This window comes from Nocardia sp. NPDC051750 (assembly GCF_044453135.1).
In the GTDB taxonomy this organism is placed as follows: domain Bacteria; phylum Actinomycetota; class Actinomycetes; order Mycobacteriales; family Mycobacteriaceae; genus Nocardia.
Map to the genome: position 1 here is coordinate 920,387 of NZ_JBITCK010000001.1, position 22,804 is coordinate 943,190.

General features: G+C 67.8%; 17 protein-coding genes. 6 read left to right on the forward strand and 11 right to left on the reverse strand.

Annotation, left to right across the window (positions count from 1 at the left end; all coding sequences use genetic code 11):
• Positions 1-52: 52 nt before the first annotated feature.
• Complete coding sequence (locus tag ACIA75_RS03975; protein ID WP_397099644.1) at positions 53-1,024, forward strand: DMT family transporter; 972 nt, start codon at positions 53-55, stop codon at positions 1,022-1,024.
• A 220-nt stretch (positions 1,025-1,244) separates the two neighbouring features.
• On the opposite strand, the gene ACIA75_RS03980 is transcribed toward ACIA75_RS03975, so the two are convergent.
• From ACIA75_RS03980 to ACIA75_RS03995, 4 genes are all read right to left on the reverse strand, one after another.
• Entirely contained in the window at positions 1,245-3,518 is a 2,274-nt protein-coding gene (locus tag ACIA75_RS03980) for a heavy metal translocating P-type ATPase (RefSeq protein WP_397099646.1), read from the reverse strand.
• A 23-nt stretch (positions 3,519-3,541) separates the two neighbouring features.
• Positions 3,542-4,462: a hypothetical protein gene (locus ACIA75_RS03985; RefSeq protein ID WP_397099648.1), complete on the reverse strand. Its 921-nt coding sequence runs from the start codon at positions 4,460-4,462 to the stop codon at positions 3,542-3,544.
• A 517-nt stretch (positions 4,463-4,979) separates the two neighbouring features.
• On the reverse strand, positions 4,980-5,720 hold the full coding sequence (locus ACIA75_RS03990; RefSeq protein ID WP_397099650.1) for a lysophospholipid acyltransferase family protein: 741 nt from the start codon (positions 5,718-5,720) through the stop codon (positions 4,980-4,982).
• A 57-nt stretch (positions 5,721-5,777) separates the two neighbouring features.
• Complete coding sequence (locus ACIA75_RS03995) at positions 5,778-6,539, reverse strand: lysophospholipid acyltransferase family protein (RefSeq protein WP_397099652.1); 762 nt, start codon at positions 6,537-6,539, stop codon at positions 5,778-5,780.
• Positions 6,540-6,639: 100 nt separating this feature from the next.
• Between ACIA75_RS03995 and ACIA75_RS04000 the strand changes: the two genes are divergently transcribed.
• The 4 genes from ACIA75_RS04000 to hemC all read left to right on the forward strand — a co-directional run bounded on the left by ACIA75_RS04000 (position 6,640) and on the right by hemC (position 10,867).
• Positions 6,640-7,611 (forward strand): hypothetical protein, encoded by a 972-nt coding sequence (locus ACIA75_RS04000; RefSeq protein ID WP_397099654.1) that lies wholly within the window; start codon positions 6,640-6,642, stop codon positions 7,609-7,611.
• A gap of 44 nt (positions 7,612-7,655) precedes the next feature.
• The gene (locus ACIA75_RS04005) at positions 7,656-9,233 is read left to right on the forward strand and encodes a Rieske 2Fe-2S domain-containing protein (RefSeq protein WP_397099656.1); all 1,578 of its coding nucleotides are present in this window, start codon (positions 7,656-7,658) and stop codon (positions 9,231-9,233) included.
• Between the two features lie 15 nt (positions 9,234-9,248).
• Entirely contained in the window at positions 9,249-9,764 is a 516-nt protein-coding gene (locus tag ACIA75_RS04010; RefSeq protein ID WP_397099659.1) for a GNAT family N-acetyltransferase, read from the forward strand.
• A 176-nt stretch (positions 9,765-9,940) separates the two neighbouring features.
• The gene (hemC, locus tag ACIA75_RS04015) at positions 9,941-10,867 is read left to right on the forward strand and encodes a hydroxymethylbilane synthase (protein WP_397099661.1); all 927 of its coding nucleotides are present in this window, start codon (positions 9,941-9,943) and stop codon (positions 10,865-10,867) included.
• A 92-nt stretch (positions 10,868-10,959) separates the two neighbouring features.
• Here hemC and ACIA75_RS04020 read toward each other — a convergent pair whose 3' ends face one another.
• From ACIA75_RS04020 to ACIA75_RS04045, 6 genes are all read right to left on the reverse strand, one after another.
• Positions 10,960-12,276: an MFS transporter gene (locus tag ACIA75_RS04020; protein ID WP_397099664.1), complete on the reverse strand. Its 1,317-nt coding sequence runs from the start codon at positions 12,274-12,276 to the stop codon at positions 10,960-10,962.
• A 187-nt stretch (positions 12,277-12,463) separates the two neighbouring features.
• On the reverse strand, positions 12,464-13,186 hold the full coding sequence (locus ACIA75_RS04025; protein ID WP_397099666.1) for a hypothetical protein: 723 nt from the start codon (positions 13,184-13,186) through the stop codon (positions 12,464-12,466).
• 8 nt (positions 13,187-13,194) lie between these two features.
• Complete coding sequence (locus ACIA75_RS04030; RefSeq protein WP_397099668.1) at positions 13,195-14,868, reverse strand: ABC transporter family substrate-binding protein; 1,674 nt, start codon at positions 14,866-14,868, stop codon at positions 13,195-13,197.
• Positions 14,869-14,912: 44 nt separating this feature from the next.
• Positions 14,913-16,796, reverse strand: coding sequence for a dipeptide ABC transporter ATP-binding protein (locus ACIA75_RS04035; protein ID WP_397100905.1), 1,884 nt, complete (start codon positions 16,794-16,796; stop codon positions 14,913-14,915).
• Between the two features lie 14 nt (positions 16,797-16,810).
• On the reverse strand, positions 16,811-17,782 hold the full coding sequence (locus tag ACIA75_RS04040) for an ABC transporter permease (protein ID WP_397100907.1): 972 nt from the start codon (positions 17,780-17,782) through the stop codon (positions 16,811-16,813).
• Between the two features lie 154 nt (positions 17,783-17,936).
• Positions 17,937-18,914 (reverse strand): ABC transporter permease, encoded by a 978-nt coding sequence (locus ACIA75_RS04045; RefSeq protein WP_397099670.1) that lies wholly within the window; start codon positions 18,912-18,914, stop codon positions 17,937-17,939.
• A 175-nt stretch (positions 18,915-19,089) separates the two neighbouring features.
• On the opposite strand from ACIA75_RS04045, the gene ACIA75_RS04050 reads away from it, so the two are divergent.
• Complete coding sequence (locus ACIA75_RS04050; protein ID WP_397099672.1) at positions 19,090-19,947, forward strand: HAD family hydrolase; 858 nt, start codon at positions 19,090-19,092, stop codon at positions 19,945-19,947.
• Positions 19,948-20,297: 350 nt separating this feature from the next.
• Here ACIA75_RS04050 and ACIA75_RS04055 read toward each other — a convergent pair whose 3' ends face one another.
• A complete protein-coding gene (locus tag ACIA75_RS04055; protein WP_397099675.1) occupies positions 20,298-22,715 on the reverse strand; it encodes an N-acetylmuramoyl-L-alanine amidase in 2,418 nt (805 codons plus the stop codon).
• Between the last annotated feature and the right edge of the window lie 89 nt (positions 22,716-22,804).

Here is a 22,804-nt window from a genome sequence, read left to right on the forward strand (position 1 = left end):
GACAGTCGTCGGCAGCCCGGCCGCATGACCCGCCATCGGTAGGGTTCGGGACATGGTGTTGCGGCGGTGGGGTCTCGGGCTGGGACTGCTGATCGGGGCCGGAGTCGCTGTACAGGGGCGGATCAACGGGGAACTGGGTGCGCGGCTGGAGGACGGTATCGCCGCGGCGGTGGTGAGCTTCGGCAGTGGGTTCCTGCTGCTGCTGATCGTGGTCGTGCTGAGTTCCCGGCTGCGGGCAGGACTGCGCGATGTGCGTGCGGCGCTGGCCGCGGGCGAATTGCGGCCCTGGCAGTTGCTCGGCGGTTTCTGCGGGGCGCTGTTCGTGGCGAGTCAGTCGCTGACCGTGGCCGCGGTGGGCGTCACCGCCTTCACCGTCGGCGCGGTATCCGGGCAGCTGCTGAGCAGCTTGGTCGTGGACCGGCTGGGGATCGGTCCGCACGGCCGCACTCCGGTCACCCTGGCCCGGCTCGGTGGCGCAGCGCTCGCGGTGGGTGCCGTGCTGCTGGCCGGATCCGCCGGATCGGAGTCGGGTGCGCCGGTCACGGCGGCCTGGCTCACCGGTGCCGCCGGGCCGGTTCTGCTGTTCCTGCCCGTGGCGGCGGGGATCGGGCTGGCCTGGCAGCAGGCGTGGAACGGACGGATCGGCACGTCCGGGACCCCGTTCGCCGCCACAGTGATCAACTTCGGTGCCGGCCTGCTGGGGCTGCTGGCCGTCGAAGCGCTGGTGCTGGTCCGGGTCGGTCCACCTGCCGCGTTCCCGAGCGAGCCCTGGCTCTACCTGGGCGGCGCGATCGGGGTTCTGTTCATCGCGGCCGGGGTACTGGTGGTGCGCTGGATCGGGGTATTACTGATGGGCCTCAGCACGGTGGCCGGGCAGCTCACGACATCGGTGCTTCTCGACTGGGCGCTGCCGGCCGGGCCGGAACTGTCGCCGGTGAAGGTGCTCGGCTGCGCCCTCACACTCGCGGCCGTCGTGATCGCGACGAAACCGGCCGGACGTCTCGAAGCCCACGCTGACTCGTGAGGAGACCGCGATCCGGGCCGAAGGTCCCGGCAAAACCGCCACAGCGTCGCCCCGGGCCCAGGCATGGGTGTTGCGTTGGAAACGAAGCTTGCGGCGATGGTCTGCGCACACAATGTCGAGCATCTGCGCCGGCAGGTTCGGAACCTCGTAGTCGCCGGGTCACCCTGGGAACCCGGACGGGCTGGAGGTGCGGCGGGGGTACCTCCAGCCCGTCTCCGGGTCAGTGGGTGGGGCGGAACTTGCGCAGGCGCAGGCTGTTGCTGACCACGAAGACCGAGGAGAACGCCATCGCGGCTCCTGCCAGCATCGGGTTGAGCAGCCCGGCCATCGCCAGCGGGATCATCGCCACGTTGTACCCGAACGCCCAGAACAGGTTGCCCTTGATGGTGCCGAGGGTGCGGCGGGCCAGCCGGATGGCGTCGGGGGCGGCGGTCAGATCACCCCGGACCAGGGTCAGATCGGCAGCCTCGATGGCGATATCGGTGCCGGTGCCGATGGCCAGGCCCAGATCGGCGCGGGCGAGGGCCGCCGCGTCGTTCACCCCGTCGCCGACCATCGCGACGGTTCTGCCTTCTGTCTGCAGCCGTTCGATCACCGCGACCTTGTCCTGCGGCAGCACCTCGGCGATCACCTCGTCGATCCCGACCTGCCGGGCAATGGCATCCGCGGCGGTGGCGTTGTCACCGGTAAGCATGATCGGGGTGAGGCCCAGGGCCCGGAGCCGGGAAACAGCCTCGGCGGAGGTGGGTTTCACCGTGTCGGCGACGACGAGCACGCCGCGGGCCGCGCCGTCCCAGCCGACCGCCACCGCCGTCCTGCCCTCGGCTTCCGCCGCCCGCATGGCCTCGAGCAGGGCGGTGTCCGGATGGAGCGCGTAGTCGGCGAGAAGCCCGATGCGGCCGACGATCACCGCGTGCCCGTCGACGACACCTTCCACACCCAGCCCGGCGTTGTTGCGGAAGCTCTCGACCGGTAGCAAGGTGCCGGTCCGGTCGCGAGCGCCCTCGGCGATGGCTTTCGCGATCGGGTGTTCGGAGGAATCCTCGAGCGAACCGGCCAGCCGGAGCACCTCGTCGACGTCCTCTCCGGCCGCGGCCACCACATCGAGCAGTGCCATTTTTCCGGTGGTCACGGTGCCGGTCTTGTCGAGCACCACGGTGTCCACCTGCCGCGTCGATTCCAGTACCTCGGGACCCTTGATCAGGATGCCGAGCTGGGCGCCGCGTCCGGTGCCGACCATGAGCGCGGTGGGTGTTGCCAGGCCCAGTGCGCAGGGGCAGGCGATGATCAGCACCGCCACGGCTGCGGTGAACGCCGCCGCCACCGATCCGCCGGTGCCGAGCCAGAATCCGAGGGTGGCCACGGCGAGCGCGATCACGATCGGCACGAAAACGCCCGAGATCCGGTCGGCCAGCCGCTGCGCCTGCGCCTTCCCGGACTGCGCGTCCTCCACCATCCGGGCCATCTGCGCGAGTTGCGTATCCGCGCCGACCCGGGTGGCGCGCACGGTGATCCGGCCGCCCACGTTCACGGTGGCACCGGCGACCGTATCGTCCGGGCCGACCTCCACTGGTACGGATTCGCCGGTCAGCATGGAGAGATCCACCGCGGTGGAGCCGTCCACGATCACCCCGTCGGTGGCGATCTTCTCGCCCGGCCGCACCACGAAACGATCGCCAGCGGACAGTTGCTCTACGGGTATTCGCTGTTCGGTCCAGCTGCCCTCGGTGCCGCGCAGCACCGAGACCTCTTTCGCGCCGAGCTCCAGTAAGGCCCGCAGCGCGGCACCGGCCCGCCGCTTGGACCGGGCCTCGAAGTACCGGCCGGCCAGGATGAAGGTGGTGACCCCGGCCGCTGCCTCCAGATAGATACTGCCGGTGCCGTCCATGCGGGCGATGGTGAACTCGAACGGATGCGTCATACCGGGCGCGCCCGCGGTACCCCAGAACAGCGCGTACAGCGACCAGCCGAAGGCGGCCAGGGTGCCCAGCGAGACCAGCGTGTCCATGGTCGCCGTGGCATGCCGCAGATTCGTCCAGGCGGCCCGGTGGAACGGCCAGGCACCCCACACCACGACCGGTGCGGCGAGAGTGAGCGACAGCCACTGCCAGTTGGTGAACTGCAGTGCCGGAATCATCGCCATGGCGATCACCGGGACGGTCAGCACCAGCGAGATCAGCAGCCGGGTGCGCAGGGAGTCGGTGGGGTCGGTGGGTTCGGGCGCGGCCTGCTGCTCGGCCGGCGGCTGCGGTACCGCGGCGGTGTACCCGGTCTGTTCGACCACGGCGACCAGATCCGCGGGTGTGAGGGTCTCCGGATAGTGGACGCGGGCCTTCTCGGTCGCGTAGTTGACCGTCGCGGTCACACCGTCGAGCCGGTTGAGTTTCTTCTCGATGCGGTTGGCGCAGGAGGCGCAGGTCATGCCGCCGATCGCCAGTTCGATCTGCTCGGTCGGCGTGGTGGGGACGGCTTCGCGGGGTGTCTGTGTGGTCATGGTTTCGCTCCCTCGGCCCGGTATCAGTGGCCGTGGCCGGGTTCGGTGGGTGCAGGGGCCGGCTGCGGGCTGTCCGCCCCGGCGCCGGCGGGCGCTACCGGCACGGTGAACTCCGCCCGGTGCACCGCTCCCGCGTGCCGGAATTCGAAGTACAGCCGGTAGTCCCCGGCGCCGGGGGCTGTGACGGCGAAGGTCACGCCCGGGCCGGCCGGGGTGGTTCCGTCGCCGGGATGGCCGGCCGGGTGTACGTGGAGATAGCCGAGGTCGGCGGCACGCAGGGCCACGAGATGACCGTACGCCCCCAGGTAGGGCTGCAGATCGGTGACCGGTGTCCCGCCGCGGGACACGGTCGGGGTGAGGTCGGCCGACTGACCTGCGGTGAGGGTTCCACCCAACTCGACCGTGTACTCGCCCACGGTCGCGGTGGTGGCGGGGGCCGGCAGCGGCTGGGGTGCGTACCGGCCCGCGACTCGCAGCTCGGTGCCCAGGGTGAATGGCTGTCCGTCGGCGGTGACGAAGTCCGCGAAGACGCGGTAGTCGCCGGCGCGGTCGAGGTTCACCGGTGTGCTCCAGGTGCCGTCCGTGCCGAGGGCCGGGTGCAGGTGCTGGTACGCGGTGGTATCGCGGCGGACCACGATCAGATGGAGGTCTTTCTCGTGGTTCGCGGTGTACCGCGTGACCGGCTGTCCCGAACCGTTCTCGATCCGGAATCGCAGAGTGGCGTCGCGCCGGCTGTCCGCGATGGGGTCTTCCAGCACCAGCGTGTATCCGCCGGCGCTGTCGGTCAGGCCGCCGGGTCCGGACTGTGCAGCGGGCTCGGGAGCGGTGTCGTGCGTCTCGGGCTCACTCTCCGGTGAGCCGGCCAGTGCACCGGCACCCAGCGCGATTCCGAACAGTGCGACCAGCCCGAGTCCGAACCCGGCGAACTTCGTCGGCGTATTCATCGATTGCTCCATCCATCGATCGGTGGCGTCCGCGCCACCCTCGATCATTACGGTACCCCCCTAGGGTATTTTGTCAACAGGGGAGGCAGAGCGGCCGCAACGGAACGAAGATTGTGAATATCGGCGGCGAGCCGAGCCGCCGGCACGGAGACCGGAGCCCGGCGAGGTGCAGAAATTACGGTTGTGGATGGATGTGGATCGTTGCCGGACGGCGCCCCGGCGATCAGGCGCTACGGAAACCCCGCCGGTGAGCTCGGCGCGGGTGCGGGCGACGGGTCGCCACAGGCACCGATTCTCCGGCCGCGGCGGGAATGCGGAATCGACACGTCTGTGACGTGCGCCCGGCACTCGCCGGATCCGGCTGACACCGAATCGGCGGCACGGTGACGAGCCGGTGCGTACGAGTCGTCGGCAGGCCGAGCGCATCCTCCCGAACGCGGGGTTATCTCACCGGCAGCACGCAGACAGCCCGGCCCCTGATCCCTCGGGTGCGGCACTGAGAAGCCAGGGTGGTTCCCTATGGGCGCGGGGTCCGGCGCCGGGCGTACTCCTCGGCTTCCAGCACAGCGGCCTGTTCGAGAGTCGGGGCACTGCCACCCAATCGAGCCGGCACCCACGGCGCGCCGGCGGGCATCGGATAACCCTCTTGTGCGGCGGTGAGCAGATCACTCATCCGGGCGCGCAGCTTCGTGGTGATCTCGTCGGCCGCGCCTTCGGCGACCAGCAGTTCACCGATGCGGATATGGATCGGGAAATTGTGGCGGCCGAGCTGCCGGGGGACACCCTTGGTCCAGATCCGCTGTGCACCCCAGATGGTCAGCGGAATAATGGGCCGGTCCGATTCCAGCGCCATTCGTGCCGCACCCGATTTGAATTCCTTCAGTTCGAAGCTGCGGCTGATGGTCGCCTCCGGGTAGACCACGACCAGTTCCCCGTCGCGCAGCGCCTGCACCGCTCGGTCGAACGATTGCGCGCCCGCGGTCCGGTCCACGCCGATCGCCTTGCAGTGCTTCATCAGGAGACCGACGATCCCGTGCTCCAGTTCGGCCTTCATCATGTACCGCACATTGCGGCCCGACCGCCGGCCCACGAGCCCGACTTCCATGAAATCCAGGTAGGACGTGTGGTTCACCGCGAGGACGGCGCCTCCGGTGCGCGGGATATGTTCCTGGCCGCGAATATCCACCCGTAGACCCTGGGCGAAGAACACCGTGTGGACCAGCCCGGCGAGAATATCGAAAACCGGCTCCCGCGTCATCGCGACTCCTGCTCACTACCCGCGGATACCTCCGCGCCCCGTACCGTGCGGTGGCGCCTACCCGCCGGCCCCGTCCTGGGCGGCCCGTTTGCGGGCGGCACGTTCCGTGGCCTCGGCGGCATCCATCGCGTCGGCTTCTTCCAGAGTAGGGGCCCCGCCGCCCAGCCGCGCCGGAACCCAGTAGGCGCCGGGTTCGTGGACGTAGTTCTCCTGCAGCCCGTGCAGCAGCCGCTGCATGGTCGCTTTCAGTTCGGCGGTGAGTTCGGCCGCGGGTTCGTAGGGCCGGATCGGTTCGCCGACGGCGATGGAGATCGGGGTATTGGTGCGGCCGAGGCGTTTCGGATGCCCCTTGGTCCACACGCGCTGAGCGCCCCAGATCACGATCGGGATGATCGGCACCTCGGCCTCGAGGGCCATGCGGGCCGCGCCCGATTTCAGCTCCTTGATCTCGAAACTGCGGCTGATGGTGGCTTCCGGATAGACGCCGACGAGTTCGCCGCGGCGCAGGTAGTCCACCGCTGCCTTGTAGGAGTCGGCTCCGGCGGTGCGGTCGACCGGAATATGTTTGAGGGCCCGCATGATCGGACCGGAGATCTTGCTCTCGAAAACCTCGTGCTTGGCCATGAACCGGATGTAGCGCTTGGGGGTGCGCACCGGCAGCCCCGCATAGGTGAAGTCCATGTACCCGGTGTGATTGACCGCGAGAACCGCGCCGCCGGTGGCGGGAATGTTCTCGTCGCCGGTGACGGTGAATTTCAGGCCCTCGAGGAAGAAGACGGTCCGGGCCAGCCCGATGACAGTCCGGTAGACGGGATCCACAAGTCCGCTAGCGTAGTCGCTGCCATGATGACCGGCAGCGCCCGGCCCGCGGAACCAGGCCGCGCAGCCCCCGTTCGAACCGGTATGTACCGCAGGAAAGGTGATCGTCGAAGTGGAACGTGCCCGCCCCGAACCGTCGCGCCGCACCGGTCGCGCCGCGACCGCACCGCATCACGGATGTGAGGTCGGTGGGGTGACCATGCGGCGCCCGCGCCGCGGCCGGGGCCGCGCTGTGGCGGTAGGGCTGGCGGCGGCCGGACTGCTGCTCGCCACCGGATGCGATTCGGTTTCCGGTATACCGGTCGACGATCCGGCTTCCGCTCCCGCCGAGGCCGATAACACCGTGGCCCCGACCTACATCGCCACAGCCGTACACCCCCCTGAGCCCGCGCTGCCGCCGATCCCCGCGGACGCCCCGCCCGTCGGCGAGGTGCCCGGTGTCCCGGAGGCCGCGCCCGCGCTGCAACGGTTCGCCGCCGATCTGCGAGCCGGTGACCCGATGGTTCTCCAGGAGGCGTGCTGGACCATCCCGCCGCTGACCACCCAGACCATGTACGCCGACCCCGCCGCGGTGCTCAGCGCCCTGGCCCAGCCGGGGACCGCGGCCGACGGAACCCTCACCTGGACCGACGGAGTGACCACTGTCACCGCTGATCGGGATCGGGTGGCCTCCGGGTACGCCTGCGGCAGGGTGTTCCCCGCCACTGTCGAACCGGCCTACGACGCCGCCGACGCCCGCCACATCGTGCGCCGCTACCTCGCCCGATTCGTCGGCCGCCCGCTGCACCCCGGTGATCAGGAAGCCGAATATCCGTTGGTCTGCGCGGCGAATCCGGCCACCTGGGATCCGCAGGGCAGCGGCACGCCCGTACCCGCGCCGCTGGCGAGCAATCCCGGCACGCTCACCGGGACCATCGATTTCACCGACCAGCAGATCAGTTCCCAGCAGCTGACCCCCGGATATATGTCCGTGGGGGTGCCCGTGACGAACGCGTCCGGCACCACGCAGAATCGGACATTCGTGCTCGCGGAGGGTGACAACGGCTACTGCATCGGTGAAATCTCGGCCTGAGCCACTACCCTGGAAGCCTGCAATCGGTCAAGAGGAGCGAGCACGTGCAGATCACCAGCGTCGGACATGCGGGATTCCATATCCGGACCGCGGCCGGGACGATCCTATGCGATCCCTGGGTGAACCCCGCGTACTTCGGTTCCTGGTTTCCCTTCCCGGACAACACCCAGCTCGATTGGGAGGAACTCGGGAACTGCGATTTCCTCTACGTTTCCCATTTGCATCGCGACCATTTCGACGCTGCACATCTGCGGGAGTACGTCAACAAGGATGCCACCGTCCTGCTGCCCGACTACCCGGTCCCGGACTTGCGCCGTGAACTGGAGAAACTCGGCTTCCACAAATTCTTCGAAACCGAGGATTCGGTCAAGCACACGGTCACCGGCGCCATGGGCGCCGGCGGCGGCGATCCCACCGCCGAACTGGACATCATGATCGTTGCGCTGCGTGCGCCCGCGGACGGCCCGATCGGTGATTCCGGGCTCATCGTCTCCGACCGGGAAACCACCTGTTTCAATATGAACGACGCGCGGCCGGTCGATATGGATGTGCTGCACGACGCGTTCGGCAAGATCGATATTCACCTGCTGCAGTACTCCGGCGCCATCTGGTATCCGATGGTGTACGACATCCCGGCCCGGACGAAATCGAATTTCGGGAAACAGAAGCGGCAACGCGGAATGGATCGGGCCCGCAGCTATATCGAGCAGGTGGGGGCCACCTGGGTGGTTCCCTCGGCCGGTCCGCCGGTTTTCCTCGACGACGAACTGCGCTATCTCAACGACGATCGCGGCGACGAGGGAAATATCTTCCCCGACCAGATGGTGTTCCTGGAGCAGATGCGTGAGCACGGCCACGATCGCGGGTTGCTGATGGTGCCCGGGTCGACGGTCCAGGTGCACGGCACCGAGCTGGAACTCAACCATCCCTACGACCCGGCCACCATCTGGAGCGATAAGGCCGCCTACGTCGAGAAGATGGCCCAGCGGCTGGCGCCGGTGCTGGTCGCCGAGAAGAAGACCTGGGCGCAGCCCGAAGGGGAACCACTGCTTGCACCGCTGCGCGACCTGTTCGAACCGATCATGGCGCAGAGCGATCTGATCTGCGACGGGATCGGCTACCCGGTCGGCCTGGTCATGGGCGACGAGACCGTGGTCCTGGACTTCCCGGCCCGCCAGGTCCGTGCCCCCCGTGAGGGCGAGGGCAAATACCGCTACGGCTTCCGGATCGCCCCCGAACTCGTCCGCACGGTCCTGCGCGATCAAGAACCGGACTGGGTGAACACCATTTTCCTGTCCACCCGTTTCCAGGCGTGGCGTATCGGCGGCTACAACGAGTACCTGTACACGTTCTTCAAATGTCTCACCGACGAACGCATCGCCTACGCCGACGGCTGGTTCTCCGAAGCGCACGACGACAGCGCCTCGGTGGAGGTAGCCGGCTGGGAGATCCAGCGCCGCTGCCCGCACCTGAAGGCGGACCTGTCGAAATTCGGTGTGGTGGAAGGTAACACTCTGACCTGTAACCTCCACGGCTGGCAGTGGGACCTGACATCAGGTCGCTGTAAGACCTCGAAGGGACATGAGCTTCGTTCCCGGAAGGTCACCGAGCCAGCGGGGTAGCGTCGCGGCTCGGAGATGATCGGATTCGTGCGAGTTCCCGTGATCACTATCCGGCCCAGGACCGTCGAGGATCTACCGTCGTGCGTGGCGGCACTTCACGAAGTGTACGAAGCCGATGCTTATCCGGCGGTCTGGCCTGAGGATCCCGCTCGCTGGTTGACCCCCGCGAAGCTGGTCGATGCGCGGATCGCCGAGGCTGACCGTGCTGTGGTCGGCCAGGTCGGTATCCGTGAAAGCACGCTTCCGGAGCCGGTTTACGCCGCTATCGGCAACATCGCGTCGATTTCGGTAACCCGCCTGTTCGTCGTGCCGTCCAGGCGTCGGCACGGTGTCGGTCGCCGTCTGCTCGATGCGGCGGTGGAGATTGCCGAGCAGCGCGGCCGACGCGCGGTGCTCGATGTGGAAGACGGCGGGGTTGCCGCGATTTCGCTGTATGAGCGGGCGGGCTGGAGGCGAGTTCACAGCGGCCCCGGGGATTGGACGACGCCCGATGGCCGAAAAGCGTTCCTGCACTATTACCTGGGCCCGTGATTTGCTCAGCCGTATGGGCGTGAGGATGAATCTGTTGCCGGTGACACGTGCCCGCGATATGTCGGCCATTTCGCGCGGCGGGCTGGAGCCGGATGATAAGTGATCCAGTTCATATCGCGGTGCGCTGAATGCGGACGGGCAGATGGCGTGGTTTCCGGCGGCGGTAGAGTCGCGCCATGGCCTCGCGCATTATCCGGGTCGCGACCCGGGCCAGTCCTATGGCAGTAGCCCAAGCCGAGCAGGTCGCCGCTGGTTTGGCCGGGTTCGGTGTGGACACCGAACTGGTGAAGGTGACCTCTGCCGGTGACCGCTGGATGGGGGACCTGGCGCAACTCGGTGGCAAGGGGGCTTTCGTCAAGGAGATCGACGACGCTCTGCTGCACGACGAGGCCGATCTGGCCGTGCACTGCCTGAAGGATATTCCGGGCGATATCCCGATTCCGGAAGGTATCGCGTTCGCCGGATTCCCGGAGCGCGACGACGTGCGTGACGCGATCATCACCAAGGACGGCCGGCCCCTCGCGGAACAGCCGGCCGGGACGGTGGTCGGGACCAGTTCGGTGCGCCGGGCCGCGCAGTTGCGGCTGCACTATCCAGGGCTGGTGATGAAGCCGCTGCGCGGGAATATGAACACCCGGCTGCAGCGGCTGGAGGACGGCTACTGCGATGTGCTGATCGCCGCCGTCTCCGGGATGTACCGGATCGGCCACGAGGACCGCATCACCGAGATACTGCCGATCGAGGTCATGTGCCCGCCGATCGGCGCGGGTGTGCTCACACTGGCGTGCCGTGCCGGTGACGATGAGGTCCGGGAACTGGCGGGCCGTCTCGACCATGCCGAAACCCGCCGGGTCGCCGACGCCGAGCGGGCGATGCTGCATGCCCTGCAGGGGCACTGCAATTCGCCGATCGCCGGGGTTTGCGTGATCGAACCCACCGGGCGGCTCTCGTTGCGGGGCAAGGTATTCGACCTCGACGGTACGCAGTGGCTGGATTCGCATCACTGGGGTGTCCCGGAAGACCCGCAGGCCCTGGGCTTCTTCGTGGGTTCGGATCTCTTGCGGCAGGGTGCGCGCGCGATCATCGACTCGATCCCGCACTGACCCGGAAACCCGGCACAAGCCCGGGCCGGGTCAGCGCGTCGATTCCGGCCTCCGGCGCTGCTCCGGCGCGATCGAACCCCGGTGCGGGGCCCCTATGCGTAATTCCCGGGTCGACGCCTGTATCTCCTGTGCTCGGGCGCCACAGCGAGCTTTCGGAGAGCGGGGGTTGTCAATAACCCGATCGCCAGCGCGATTTCGCCGGCGCCGGTGAGTAGCAGAACGATGGTGTCGCCGTTGCCGAACCCGGCCTCGGCGGTGAAGACGTGATCGGCGAGGAAACCCCCGAGCAGGACGGCTATCGGATAGAGGCCCTGGCCGAACAGTCGACGGGCACCGAATACCGTTGCCTGGGATTCGCGGGGTATCCGCTCCTGCCAGATCGCGGTCAGCGGTGCGTTCATCAGTTGCGCTGTCGTATTGCGCAGGATCGCGCACAGCATCCAGAGCAGCGGCACCGCGGCCAGGACCGGTCCGAAGCGGCCCGCCAGCGCTCCGAGGAGTATTGCGGCGCAGATCAGCCATCGTCGATCCCAACGCGAGCCGACGGCCACTACTGCGAGCGACCCCAGCGCGAGCCCGATGACGCCGCCCGTGGCGTACAGGGCAAGGTTCCACGACGCGGCCGCCGGTGTCGACGCGGAAAGTATGAAGGCGACCGCAACGGCTACCCCCGCGCCGTTGCAGAAGTTGATTCCGGCGAGCGACAGCTGCAGATACCTGAACTCCGGGTCTCGCAGGATGAATACCAGCCCCGCGCGAGCCCCGGCAAAGGGGCGAAAGGCGCGGCGTCCGACGGTGGGCTCGTCGTGCCACCGGACCGACGAGAGCACGATCGCCTGCACGAGGAAGGTCGCCGCGTCGGCGACGAAGACCGTTGCCGGTGAACCCAAGGTGTACACGACCACACCCAGGATCGGGCCGACGACAGTCGGGACGCTCTCGATCAGGGCTGTCATGCCGTTGACGCGGGTCAGGTTTGCCTCCGGACGCAGCAAGCGGACCGTCGCGGCCATGGTCACCCACAGGACGGCGTTGAGTGCACCCAGCACGACTACCAGGGCGACGATCGCGGCCAAGCGAGCCGGCGAGTCCGACTCCCAGGGAGCGACGACCGCCAAGAGTCCGGCGATACCCGCGGATGCGAGGTTGGCCAGGAGCAACACCCGGCGCCGGGGATAACGGTCCGAGACCGCGCCTGCCAAGGGCGTGAGATAGATGGTGCCCATCGTCGCCGCGGCGGTGAGCAATGCCAGGGCCAGCGCGCTCTTGGTTGCTGAGTACACGGCCAGGGCCAAGGCGAACGAGGCGGCGCTCGATCCGGCCAGCGACAGGAGTTGACCGCCCCAGATCGCTGTGAAGATTCGACCGACACTATCGCCGGCATCGTTGGCCGTCGCCGATTCTGTCATCATGATTCCCCCCGGAACCCACCTGGAACGGTAGCTACGTTGTCGGGGATTCGACGCAACGGAGGTTCATCCGGTTCCGCTCCTACACGCGGAGTGTGTTGTCCGGCAGCGGGAAGCGGTGGGCAGCCGGAGATTGTCCCGCGGGGTGTGGTGCTGCGAGACTCAGCTCAGCTCAGCTCAGCTCAGCTCAGCTCGGGTCGGAGCCGCGGATCGCGGAGAGCCAGATCGCGGCCGCGGCCGCCGCACAGCAGGCGCCGGCGAATGCGGTGAGCCCGCCGCCCACGACATAGACCCACAGCAGGCCGATGAACGGGGCAGCGACCACTGACTGCGCGTCGAGTAGCAGCCTGCGCGGGAATTTCGCCGCCGCTCGTGCTCGTTCTCCGGTGGCCGCGTCCGGACGCGAGGGATTGTCGATCAGCCGACCGCGGGGCTCGTGTACCCGCATCCGCCCCGCCGGCAGCGCGTACACCTCCGGGCCGGTGGCAGGTGTCCGGGCGGTATTCGCAGCCGGTTCGTCCGCGGCCGCGGTTCCGGCCGGATCCGATGTGCGCAGCACGATCCGGTGACCGTCGAACTCGGCTGTACCACCGGTGAAGCCGACCAACGACGGCGTGAAATAAACCGGTATCCAGCGAATTCGCCCGGCATCGCGTAGTTCGAGCCAGGACCTGCTCTGAAGCTGGAACTCCTGCCGTATGCGCCGCACCGGTACGGGCTGCGCGGTCTCGACACCGAGCCTTACCGCTCCGAGCGCCACCGCGAGCCGGTATCCGGTGTAGCCGACGATCCCCAACCCCACCACGAGCAGTGCGCTGAGCTGGTCCGGATCGGCGAACGGCGCCCACGCGGTGAGTACCGCGAGGGCGCCGATCGTCACTACCAGCGGATAGGCCAGGGGGCGGCCCATCCCGGAACTCACTTCAGGAAACCGATTTTCGTGTAGTCCAGGGAGGCCAGGCCGGCGGCGCCGTAGTTGGCGAGGTTATCGCGCACACCCACGTTCCCGGCGGACTGCACCAGCGGAATCGAGTGACCTTCCGCCCAGACAGCCTGGTCGACCTGGTTGGCGAGCTCGATGGCCTTCTTCGGGTCCAGTTCCGAGAGGGTCTCTTCGATGAGCTGGTTCAGTTCGGGCGAACCGATCCGGCCGTAGTTGCCCTGCAGGTCGTCGGGGTAGTAGCCCCAGATCTGCGGAATACTGCTGAGCGGGAAGGCGTCACCCTGCCAGCTCCACTGGCCCGCATCGAAATCGCCGGGCTGGATCACGTCGGTGAAGAATCCGGCGCCCGGTTTGGTCTCGATGTTCAGCTTGACCCCGATCTTGGCGAGGTTCTGCTGGATGATCTGCGCGATCTGGACCCAGGACTGCTGGTTGTACATCACATCGCGGATCTCGAGCCGTCGCCCGTTCTTCTCGCGGACATCGCCGTTCAGTTTCCAGCCGAGGGCGTCCAGTTCGCGGGCCGCGGCCTCGGGGTCGAACGGCAGGCTGTTGTCCTGGTAGCCCTCCTGCCCCTGGACGAAGATGTGGTTGTTCAGCGGCTTCGGATCCGGTACGAGACCGTTCTGGATTGCTTTGGCGATACCGTTGCGGTCGATCGCCTTGATGATCGCAACCCGGACGCCGGGATCCTCCAGCAGTGAGCCGGGAGCGCCGTTGAAGGTCAGGTGGTTCCAGTAATTGCTGGGCGCCCGGCGGATCGCGACGCCGGCGGTCTTGCGGGCGGTTTCCATATCGTCACGTGTGCCCAGCCCGACCGCGTCGATCTCATTGTTTGCCAGGGCTGGGACCATGGCCTCGGCGGCCAGCTCACTGAAGGTGATGGTGTCGAGTTTGGGGGTATCGCCCCACCATTTGGGATTGCGGCCCAGCACTACTCGGCTCTGCGCGCGGTCGGCGGACTGGACAACGAAGGGCCCGGCGGTCTTGGTCACGCCGTTGCGCCAGCCTTCGTTGAAGGCCTCAGGTGTGGCCGTTGCTTCCTTGGGCAAGAGCATGCTGTTGCCCGCGAACTGCCCGGCCCAGTCCGCGAAATGCTTGTTGAAGGTGATGATCGCCTGGCGATCGTCGACGCCGCGTTCCACCTTCTCGACTCGATCGAAACCCATGGTGTTACCCACCAGGAATCGCTCGTCGCGGCCGCTGAGCGCGTTCGCCTGGGAGGCGATGTCCTCCCAGGTGATCGGGCTGCCGTCGGACCACACGGCCTTCGGGTTGATCGTGTAGGTCACCTGTTGCGGTTCGGTGCTCGTGAGCTCCACGCTGGTGAAGTAGTTGGTGTCCACCGAGGTTTTGCCGGCGGCGTCGGTGGTGAAGGAGCGGGGCAGTGTCGGCCGGACGAGGGCCGCTGATCCGCCATCGGCGTCCAGTTGCAGCGGATTCCACTGTTCCGGATACGACGACATGGCCAACCGCAGGTTTCCGCCATCACGCAGTTCGCTCACGTCGTGCGGGTTGATGTCGTTGACCGAACCGAGCTCGGCGACTGCTCCTTCCGGCGCGCCACTGTCGTTCGCGGCACATCCGGCGAGTAAGGCCACAGCGCACAGCGGCACCGCGAGCCTTCTCCCCACAGATCGAATCCTCATGGCCGATACTTCCTTCCTGCCGGTGGGTCCGGAGAGCACGTCTGTCAACCCTGTACCACGGGCACGGGTACCGCTTCGATGAGCGACCGCGTATACGCGTGTTCCGGGGCCTCGAAGATCTGCTCGGCCGGACCCGCTTCGACGATCTCGCCCCGGTACATCACGGCGATATCATGCGCCAGATTCCGCACCACCGACAGATCGTGCGAGACGAAAAGGTACGACAGTCCGCGATCGGCTTGCAGGTCGCGCAGCAGATTCAGCACTCCGGCCTGGATGGAGACATCCAGCGAGGACACCGGTTCGTCGAGCACCAGTACCTCCGGGTCGAGCGCGAGGGCGCGGGCGACGCAGATGCGCTGTTTCTGACCGCCCGAGAAATCTCCCGGATATCGATCGGCATGCTCGGGGCGTAAACCCACCTGCCGCAGCAGTTCCGGCACCCGCTGGGCGATCTCGGATTTCGGCCGTCCGGCGATCCGCATCGGCTGCGCGATCGCATCGGCGACAGGCAGGCGGGGATCGAGCGAGGCGGTGGGATCCTGAAATACGATCTGCAGCTTCCGGCGCAGGTCGCGGCGTTCGGACCTGGTCAACGTCGCGACATCCCGGCCCATGACCTCGATGGTCCCGGACTGTGGTTTCACCATGTCCAGGATCTGGGTGAGCGTGGTCGACTTCCCGGAACCCGATTCACCGACGAGAGCGAGCGTGCGTCCCGCCCGGATCTCGAAACTGATCCCGTCCACCGCGCGTACTTCGCCTTTGCGGCGCCGCAGCAGCACACCGGAGGTGATCGGGAACGTTTTCACCAGGTCGGTGACCTTCAGCACCACCGGCGAATCGGCTTCCGGCACGGCCGCTGCGGCACCCACCTCCTGCCGGTAGGCGTCGAACAGCGCGCGGGAGTCGAGTTCGGCCGTGCGAATGCAGGCCGCGCGCTGACCCGGGCCGGTTTCGGCGAGTGGAGGTTCGGCGCCGCGGCATTCGTCGATCGCGACGGGGCAGCGCGGGGCGAACGAGCATCCCGGCGGCAGCGCGTGCATGGCTGGCGGGGCGCCGACTATCGGGATCAGTGGGGTGCGCGGCGGACCGTCCATCCGGGGGATGGAGCCGAGCAGGCCCACGGTGTAGGGCATCCGCGGGTTCCGGAACAGCGCCGCGGTGCTCGCGGTCTCCACGATCCGGCCGGCATACATCACCGCCACGCGGTCGGCGATCGTGGCCGCGATACCCAGATCGTGGGTGATCATGATGACGCCGGCGCCGGTGATATCGCGCGCCTTGCGCAACAGATTCAGGATCTGTTTCTGCACCGTCACATCGAGCGCGGTGGTCGGTTCGTCGCAGATGATCAGGGCCGGGTCGTTCGCGATGGCCATGGCGATCACCACCCGCTGACGCATCCCACCGGAGAATTCGTGCGGAAAAGCCCGGGCGCGCAACTCCGGGTCGGGGATACCGACCAGATCCAGCAGTTCCACGGCGCGTTTCGCGGCCGCGTCCTTGCTCATCGACCCGTGGGCGAGCAGCGCCTCGGCTATCTGTTCGCCCACCCGGAATACGGGGGTGAGTGCCGAGAGCGGGTCCTGGAACACCATGCTCACCGTGCTGCCGCGCAGTTTCGACAGTTCCTTATCGCCCAGCCCGACCAGTTCCCGGCCGCGTAACCGGATCGACCCGCTGACCCGCGCCTGCTCCGGCAGCAGGCCCATCACCGCCAGCGAGGACACCGATTTACCAGACCCCGATTCACCGACGATGGCCAGGACTTCGCCGTCGGCGAGCGTGTAGTCCACCCCGCGCACCGCGTCGATGCGGCCTTCCTCGCTGGGGAAGGACACTCGCAGGTCCGATACCTCGAGCAGGGGTGCCGCCGGTTGCCCGGCGCCGGATCCGCCGGACCGGTTCGCCGCCGATTCCGTCATGGTGGTTTCTCCGGTCATTTCCGTGCGTCCTCTGCCTGCTGAGCTTCCAGCGCTCGCTGCGCCTTCCGCGCTTTGCGCGGCGGACGGGACCGCGCATGTTTCGCGCCCGGATCGAAGGCGTCGCGCAACCCGTCACCGACCAGGTTCGCGCAGAGCACGGTGATGATCAGCAGTCCGCCCGCGAACATGAACAGCCACGGGTAGGTCATGGCGGAACTGGTGCCGTTGGCGATGAGAGTGCCCAGCGAGACATCCGGCGGTTGCACACCGAAACCGAGGAAGCTCAGACCGGTTTCGGCCATGATCGAGGCGCCGACCGTGAGTGTCGTATCGATGATCAGGATCGAGGCGATATTGGGCACGATATGGGTCAGGATGACCGTATGGGTGGGTGCGCCCATATAGCGGGCGGCCCGGACGAATTCGCGTTCGCGCAGGCTCATGGTCAGCCCGCGCACGATCCGCGCGCTGATCATCCAGCCGAACACACTGAGCAGCACGATCAGCAGCAGGATCGAACCGCTGCCCTTCGTGCGGGGCGCGAAAAGGGCGACGACGATGAAGCTCGGGACCACCAGCAGGAGATCGACCAGCCACATGAAGACTCGGTCGGTCCAGCCGCCCAACAGCCCCGAGATCGCTCCGACGAGGGCCGCGAGGGTGGTGGAAGCCAGTGCCACACAGAAGCCGATGATGAGCGATTTCTGCAGGCCGCGCAGGGTCTGCGCGAGCACGTCCTGGCCGATCTCGTTGGTGCCGAAGGGATGCTGTGGACTGGGCGGCTGCAGTAGCGCGGTGTAGTCGAGTTCCTGGTGGTCGTAGGGCAGGAAGGAGGGCAGCACGAAACTGGCGAGGAACAGCAGGACCAGCATCGCCGCCCCGAACAGCGCGGGCTTGTTGCGCAGGAAACGGCGCAAAACCAGTTTGCGTCGCCCGGTCGCTGCCGGCTCCGGCGCTCCCTGGACCAGGATCTCGGTTTCGTTGATACTCACGATGCGCCCTCGGTGGATTCGCGGGGACCTGACCTGCTCATGCTCTGCCCATCCGGCATCGGGCCGATCCCGTTCATGCTGTGTCGATGCAGCATGAGCGAGGGCCCTGCGTGGTGACGCTTCGCTGCCGCCTCCGGGCCTGACTCGCTCATGCCACCCGCACCCGGGGGTCGAGGAGGGCGTAGACGATATCGGAGAGCAGCCCGGAGACCAGGACCACCAAGCCGGCGAACGCGGTGACAGTGGCGACCACGTAGATGTCCTGTGCGTTGATCGAATCGACCAGCCACTCCCCGACTCCGTGCCAGCCGAAGATCTTCTCGGTGAAGGTCGCTCCCGTGATCAGCCCACCCAGGCTGTAGGCGAACAGAGTGGCCATCGGGATCAGCGCGGTGCGCAGACCGTGTTTGTAGAGGGCCTTGTTCCGGGTCAGGCCCTTGGCGCGCGCGGTGCGGATGAAATCGCTCTGCAGGACGTCGAGCATGGCATTGCGCTGGTAGCGGCTGTATCCGGCCATACCGCCGAGTGCGAGGGTCAGGGTCGGTAGGACCAGGTGTTGCAGGCGGTCGACGAGTTGCGCGCCGAAACCCTCGATCTGGGTCGCGGATGTCTCGCCGGTGTACAGGAAGATCTGCTGGCCGGTCATCGAGTTGATTTCCAGCGCACCGAATTTGAGGAGCGTGGCGAGCAGGAACACCGGAGTGGACAGGATCAGCAGCGAGACGATCGTGGTGAAGTAGTCGCTGAATCTGTACTGGCGGATCGCGCCCGCCGCGCCGATCAGCACGCCCAGTACGGTGCCGATGATCGAGCCGAGGATGAGCAGCCGCAGACTCACCGCGACCCGGCGGCCGAGCTCCTCGCTCACCGGTTGTCCGCCGAGGGTCTCGCCGAAATCGCCACGCACAACCCCTTGCATCCAGATGACGTAGCGCTGTGGGATCGGCTCGTTCAGATGCAGTTGCTCGGCTTTGGCATCGATCACCGACTGCGGAGGCCGCGGGTTGCGCTGTTCCAGGCTGTCCAGCGGGCGGAAGGTCAGCGAGGCGAGACTGAAGGTCAGGAATGACGCCAGCAGCAACAGCACGACGTAGTTGAGTGCGCGTCGCAACAGAAAGCCGGCCATCGTTCCCCTCGATATCAGGTGTAGCCCCTGATCATAGGGAGCGTTGCCGCGCACTGCGCGGCGGACGGCTCGCTGCGTGTTCACCCGCGGGCGTCTCTGCCGCCCGGCCGTGTGGCGGCACCGCGAACCGGCCGTGCGGGGACGCGCCGGTCCGGCCGCGCGAGGACACAGCAGAATGGAGCGGGTGACCGCAACGCAGCTGCCCAAACCGAAACTTGTGGCCTCCGATGTGGACGGCACCTTGATCGACCCCTACGAGCAGGTGACCGCGCGGACCAGGGCCGTGGTCGAGTCGCTGGTGGCCGACGGAGCGCAGTTCGTGCTGGCGACGGGGCGGCCACCGCGCTGGATAGCGCCGGTCGTGGCCGGTCTCGGTTTCGCGCCGCTGTGTGTATGCGGGAACGGGGCCGTGCTCTACGACGCCGAGACGGATCGGGTGTTCGGCACCAGAACACTGGATGTGCCGACGCTGGCCTGGCTGGCCGATCTCGCGGAGAAGGTGCTCCCGGGCTGTGGGTTGGCGGCCGAACGGGTGGGCTCCAGTGCGCATGATGCGGCGACGCCGCAGTTCGTGAGTTCGCCCCAGTACGAGCACGCCTGGCTGAACCCGGACGACACCGCGGTGGCGCGCGACGAGGTCATCGATTCCCCGGCGATCAAAATGCTGATCCGGCTGCCGGGTGCGCGCAGCGGTGATATGGCGGCCACTCTGGCGGGGCATATCGGTGATCGCGCGGATATCACTTATTCGACCGATCACGGGCTGGTCGAGATCTCCGCCCCCGGGGTCACGAAGGCGCACGGGTTGCGCCTCATCGGTGAGCAGTCCGGAATCGCGCCGGCGGAGATGGTTGCGTTCGGTGATATGCCCAATGACATCCCGATGCTGCGGATGGCCGGGCTGGGAGTGGCCATGGGGCATGCGCACCCGGAGGCGCTTGCGGCGGCGGACGAGGTGACGGGGACCAACAGCGAGGACGGGGTGGCGCGGGTGCTGGAGCGCTGGTGGCCGCAGGAGCCGGAGCGTTCCTGAACCGGACCGCTCGGGTCGGCTCACCAGGTAGGCCGATGCGGGGAGCGGCGGTGACCATTACTGTCCGGCGTCATGGCCGAGGCGACGCCGGCCTCGCGGTGCCGGTCTCTGTGTCGAGGAATTGCGGAACGGCCTCGCCGTGGTCGGCGGGTGCGCGACTGCTGGCGCACCCTGGGGCAGGGCCGGCCGGAGTATGTACTGACCAGGGCAGTCCTGGCTTGGACTTAGTGGCGCTCGTGGCACGGGCGATGTTGCTGGAACCCGGCCGCTTGTGCGCCGTGGGGATCATCGGCGGACAGAAAACCGCGCCGACTGTGAGGCACAGTCGGCGCGGCTCGATTCTGTTCTGTTCAGGCCGTCGGAGCAGGTGGCGCTGCCGACTCGCTGGTGGGGGCCGGTGTCGGCGGGAGGATCTCGGGGGTTGTGGGAGCTGGGTGCGGTGTCGTCGGGGTAGCGGGTGTTTGCGGCTGCCGCGCCGGGGTGCCGAAAGCCGGTGCGGATGGCACCGAAGCAGCGCCGTCGGTCGTCGTTCGAAGCGGTGGGGGTGTGTCGATCGGCGTGGCGGCCGAATCTTGCAGCGGCGCGGCCGCCGGTGGTGCTGCCTCTACGGCACCCACTGTGGGGCCGTACGACGGCGAAGTCTGCGCGGGCGCTTGCGGTGGTTGTTGTGCCGGTTCCGGTGCCGCCGGTACCTGTTGGTGTCCGGGAACCGGTGCCGCGATGGCCGGTGCGGGCTGGTGTCCCGGGTCACCGAGGGCCGGCGACGGCGAGGGAACTACGGCAGGTGCTCCCGGGGCCGGGAGCCGGGCTGGCTGCGGGTTCGCCGGTGCGCCCTGGCCCTGCAGCTGTCCCGGGGCAACCGCGCCGGGTGGGGTGGGAGCCGGGATCGGGGCGGCCTGCGGGTCGGGAGCTCCCTGGACCTGCGGCTGGTTGGTCTCGTTGTAGGCCTTCCAGAGCGTGGTGACGATATCGGTGGCCTGGTTCAGGATCAGCGAACCGTTCTGGAAATCGGCGCGCAGGCCTTCGGGGACGGGGTAGGGGCTGGTCAGCGGCAGACCGAGCGCGCCGGTGTCGCCGCCCAGTGCCAGGAAGCTGTCCAGGATCTTGCCGACCACTTCGTGGGCCTGCCCGTCGGGTGCGGTGTAGACGTAGCCGTTCACGAATTTCGCGTACTGCTGGCCGTGGGCCGCGGGCAGCGGTTCGGAGGCGGCCTGGCCGAGCGGGCCGTCGGGGCCGCCCTTGGACACCCAGTATTTGGCGATCAGGTTGTCGTTGACCATGGTCAGCAGTTTCGCGGTGAGATCGGCGAGTGCGGCCAGGTCCGAGCGGGAGGCCTGGCTGCGGGGCGTTTGCGACTGAGACTGGGTTCCGCCGGCTTCACCGGCCGCGATCGTGCGGATGCGGTCCATCTGCGCGTACGCGGCGTCGCCGGGGCAGCTGGTGTTGCCGACGTCGCGGTGCGCGAAGACCACCGGCAACTTCACCTCCTCGCCCCGGGCGTACCGGGTGAATTCGGTGCCCTCGGAGTACATGGTGGTCTGGCCCTTGGGGTCCAGCCCGGCGATCTTGGCCCGCCAGCCGATGAACTTGCCGGTGGCTTCGATCGAGGCGTCGGTGGGTTGTTCGGCCTGGTAGTCGCCCATGATCGCGACCCCGGAGGTGTTTTCGTTGAAACCGCCCGCGTGTGCGCCCTGTACCGGCTCGTTGAGTCCGCCGTAGCGGCCCTCGAAGATCTGGCCGTACTTGTCGACCAGCGCGTTGTAGCCGATATCGCACCAGCCCAGGGTCTGCGAATGGTAGGCGTAGACGGCACGCACGATGCCGGCGGATTCGCCCTGGCTGTAGTCGTTGCGGCCGGCCGTGTGGTGCACGGTGATCCCGCCGAGTCCGTCGTCGTAGGTGGGTTCCTGGCAGCGGATCGATTCGTCGGCGCCCCATTGGTTGCGGGTGATCACGCGCGGGCCGCCGCCGGGCAGGGCGGCGGCGATGTCCTGGAGATGGTCGTCGACGGCGCCGCGGCCGGGGTCGATCAGGACGGCCGTGAGGTCGGGAGGTGCTTGTTCCCCGGCCGCGGCGGGGGTGGGCTCGAGCGGCCCGCCCGGGTTCTGGTGCGGTTTCCGGGTGACCAGGACCTGTACCGCGGTGGTGTTGCCGACGTAGATCGGGTCGGTGCCCGCGGGCGCGCCGTCGGCCACACCGTCGGCGCCGTCGATCGGGCTGGCCTCGTACCACTGGCCCCAGGCGCCGTCGGGCTGTTTGGCCCGGACCATCACCGTGGTGTTCGCCAGGTCCGGGGCGGTCAGCGCGACCATGCTGAACGGCTCTTCCCGGGTGAGTTCCTTGACCTGGGCGCCGACGGCGTTCATGAATTCAGGGGGGATGACACCCGGGGTGAGGGCCGGGGTGTCGGCGGACGGTGTGCCGCCGGGGGCTTCGGTGACGAATCCGAGCCCGGGCCGGCGACCGGGCATCCGCCCGCCCGGTCCGGCATTGGTCGGCGCGGGGGTGAGGCCCGGCAGGTCCAGTGCCTGCAGATCGGACAGGTGCAGGTCGGGGAGGTCGAGGCCGGTGAGTTCGGCCAGCGGCAGGACGATATCGGGTGCGCTCTTCAGCGCCAGCTCGGTGAGCAGTGGCGGTACGGCGGTGAGTTCCACCTGGTCGGCCGGTTTGCCGGGGCCGATGACCGTGGGGACCAGGATCGGGCCCGCGACCGCAACTAGCGCGACAACCGGCAGGACGTAGGAACGCTTCGGTTTGCGGTAGGGCACGAGCGTCTCCAATCAGGGTTGCAACCAGTGATCGGTGAGCAAGTCATGCTTGCGAACTCGAGACTCACGGACCACACTAGCCACATTCG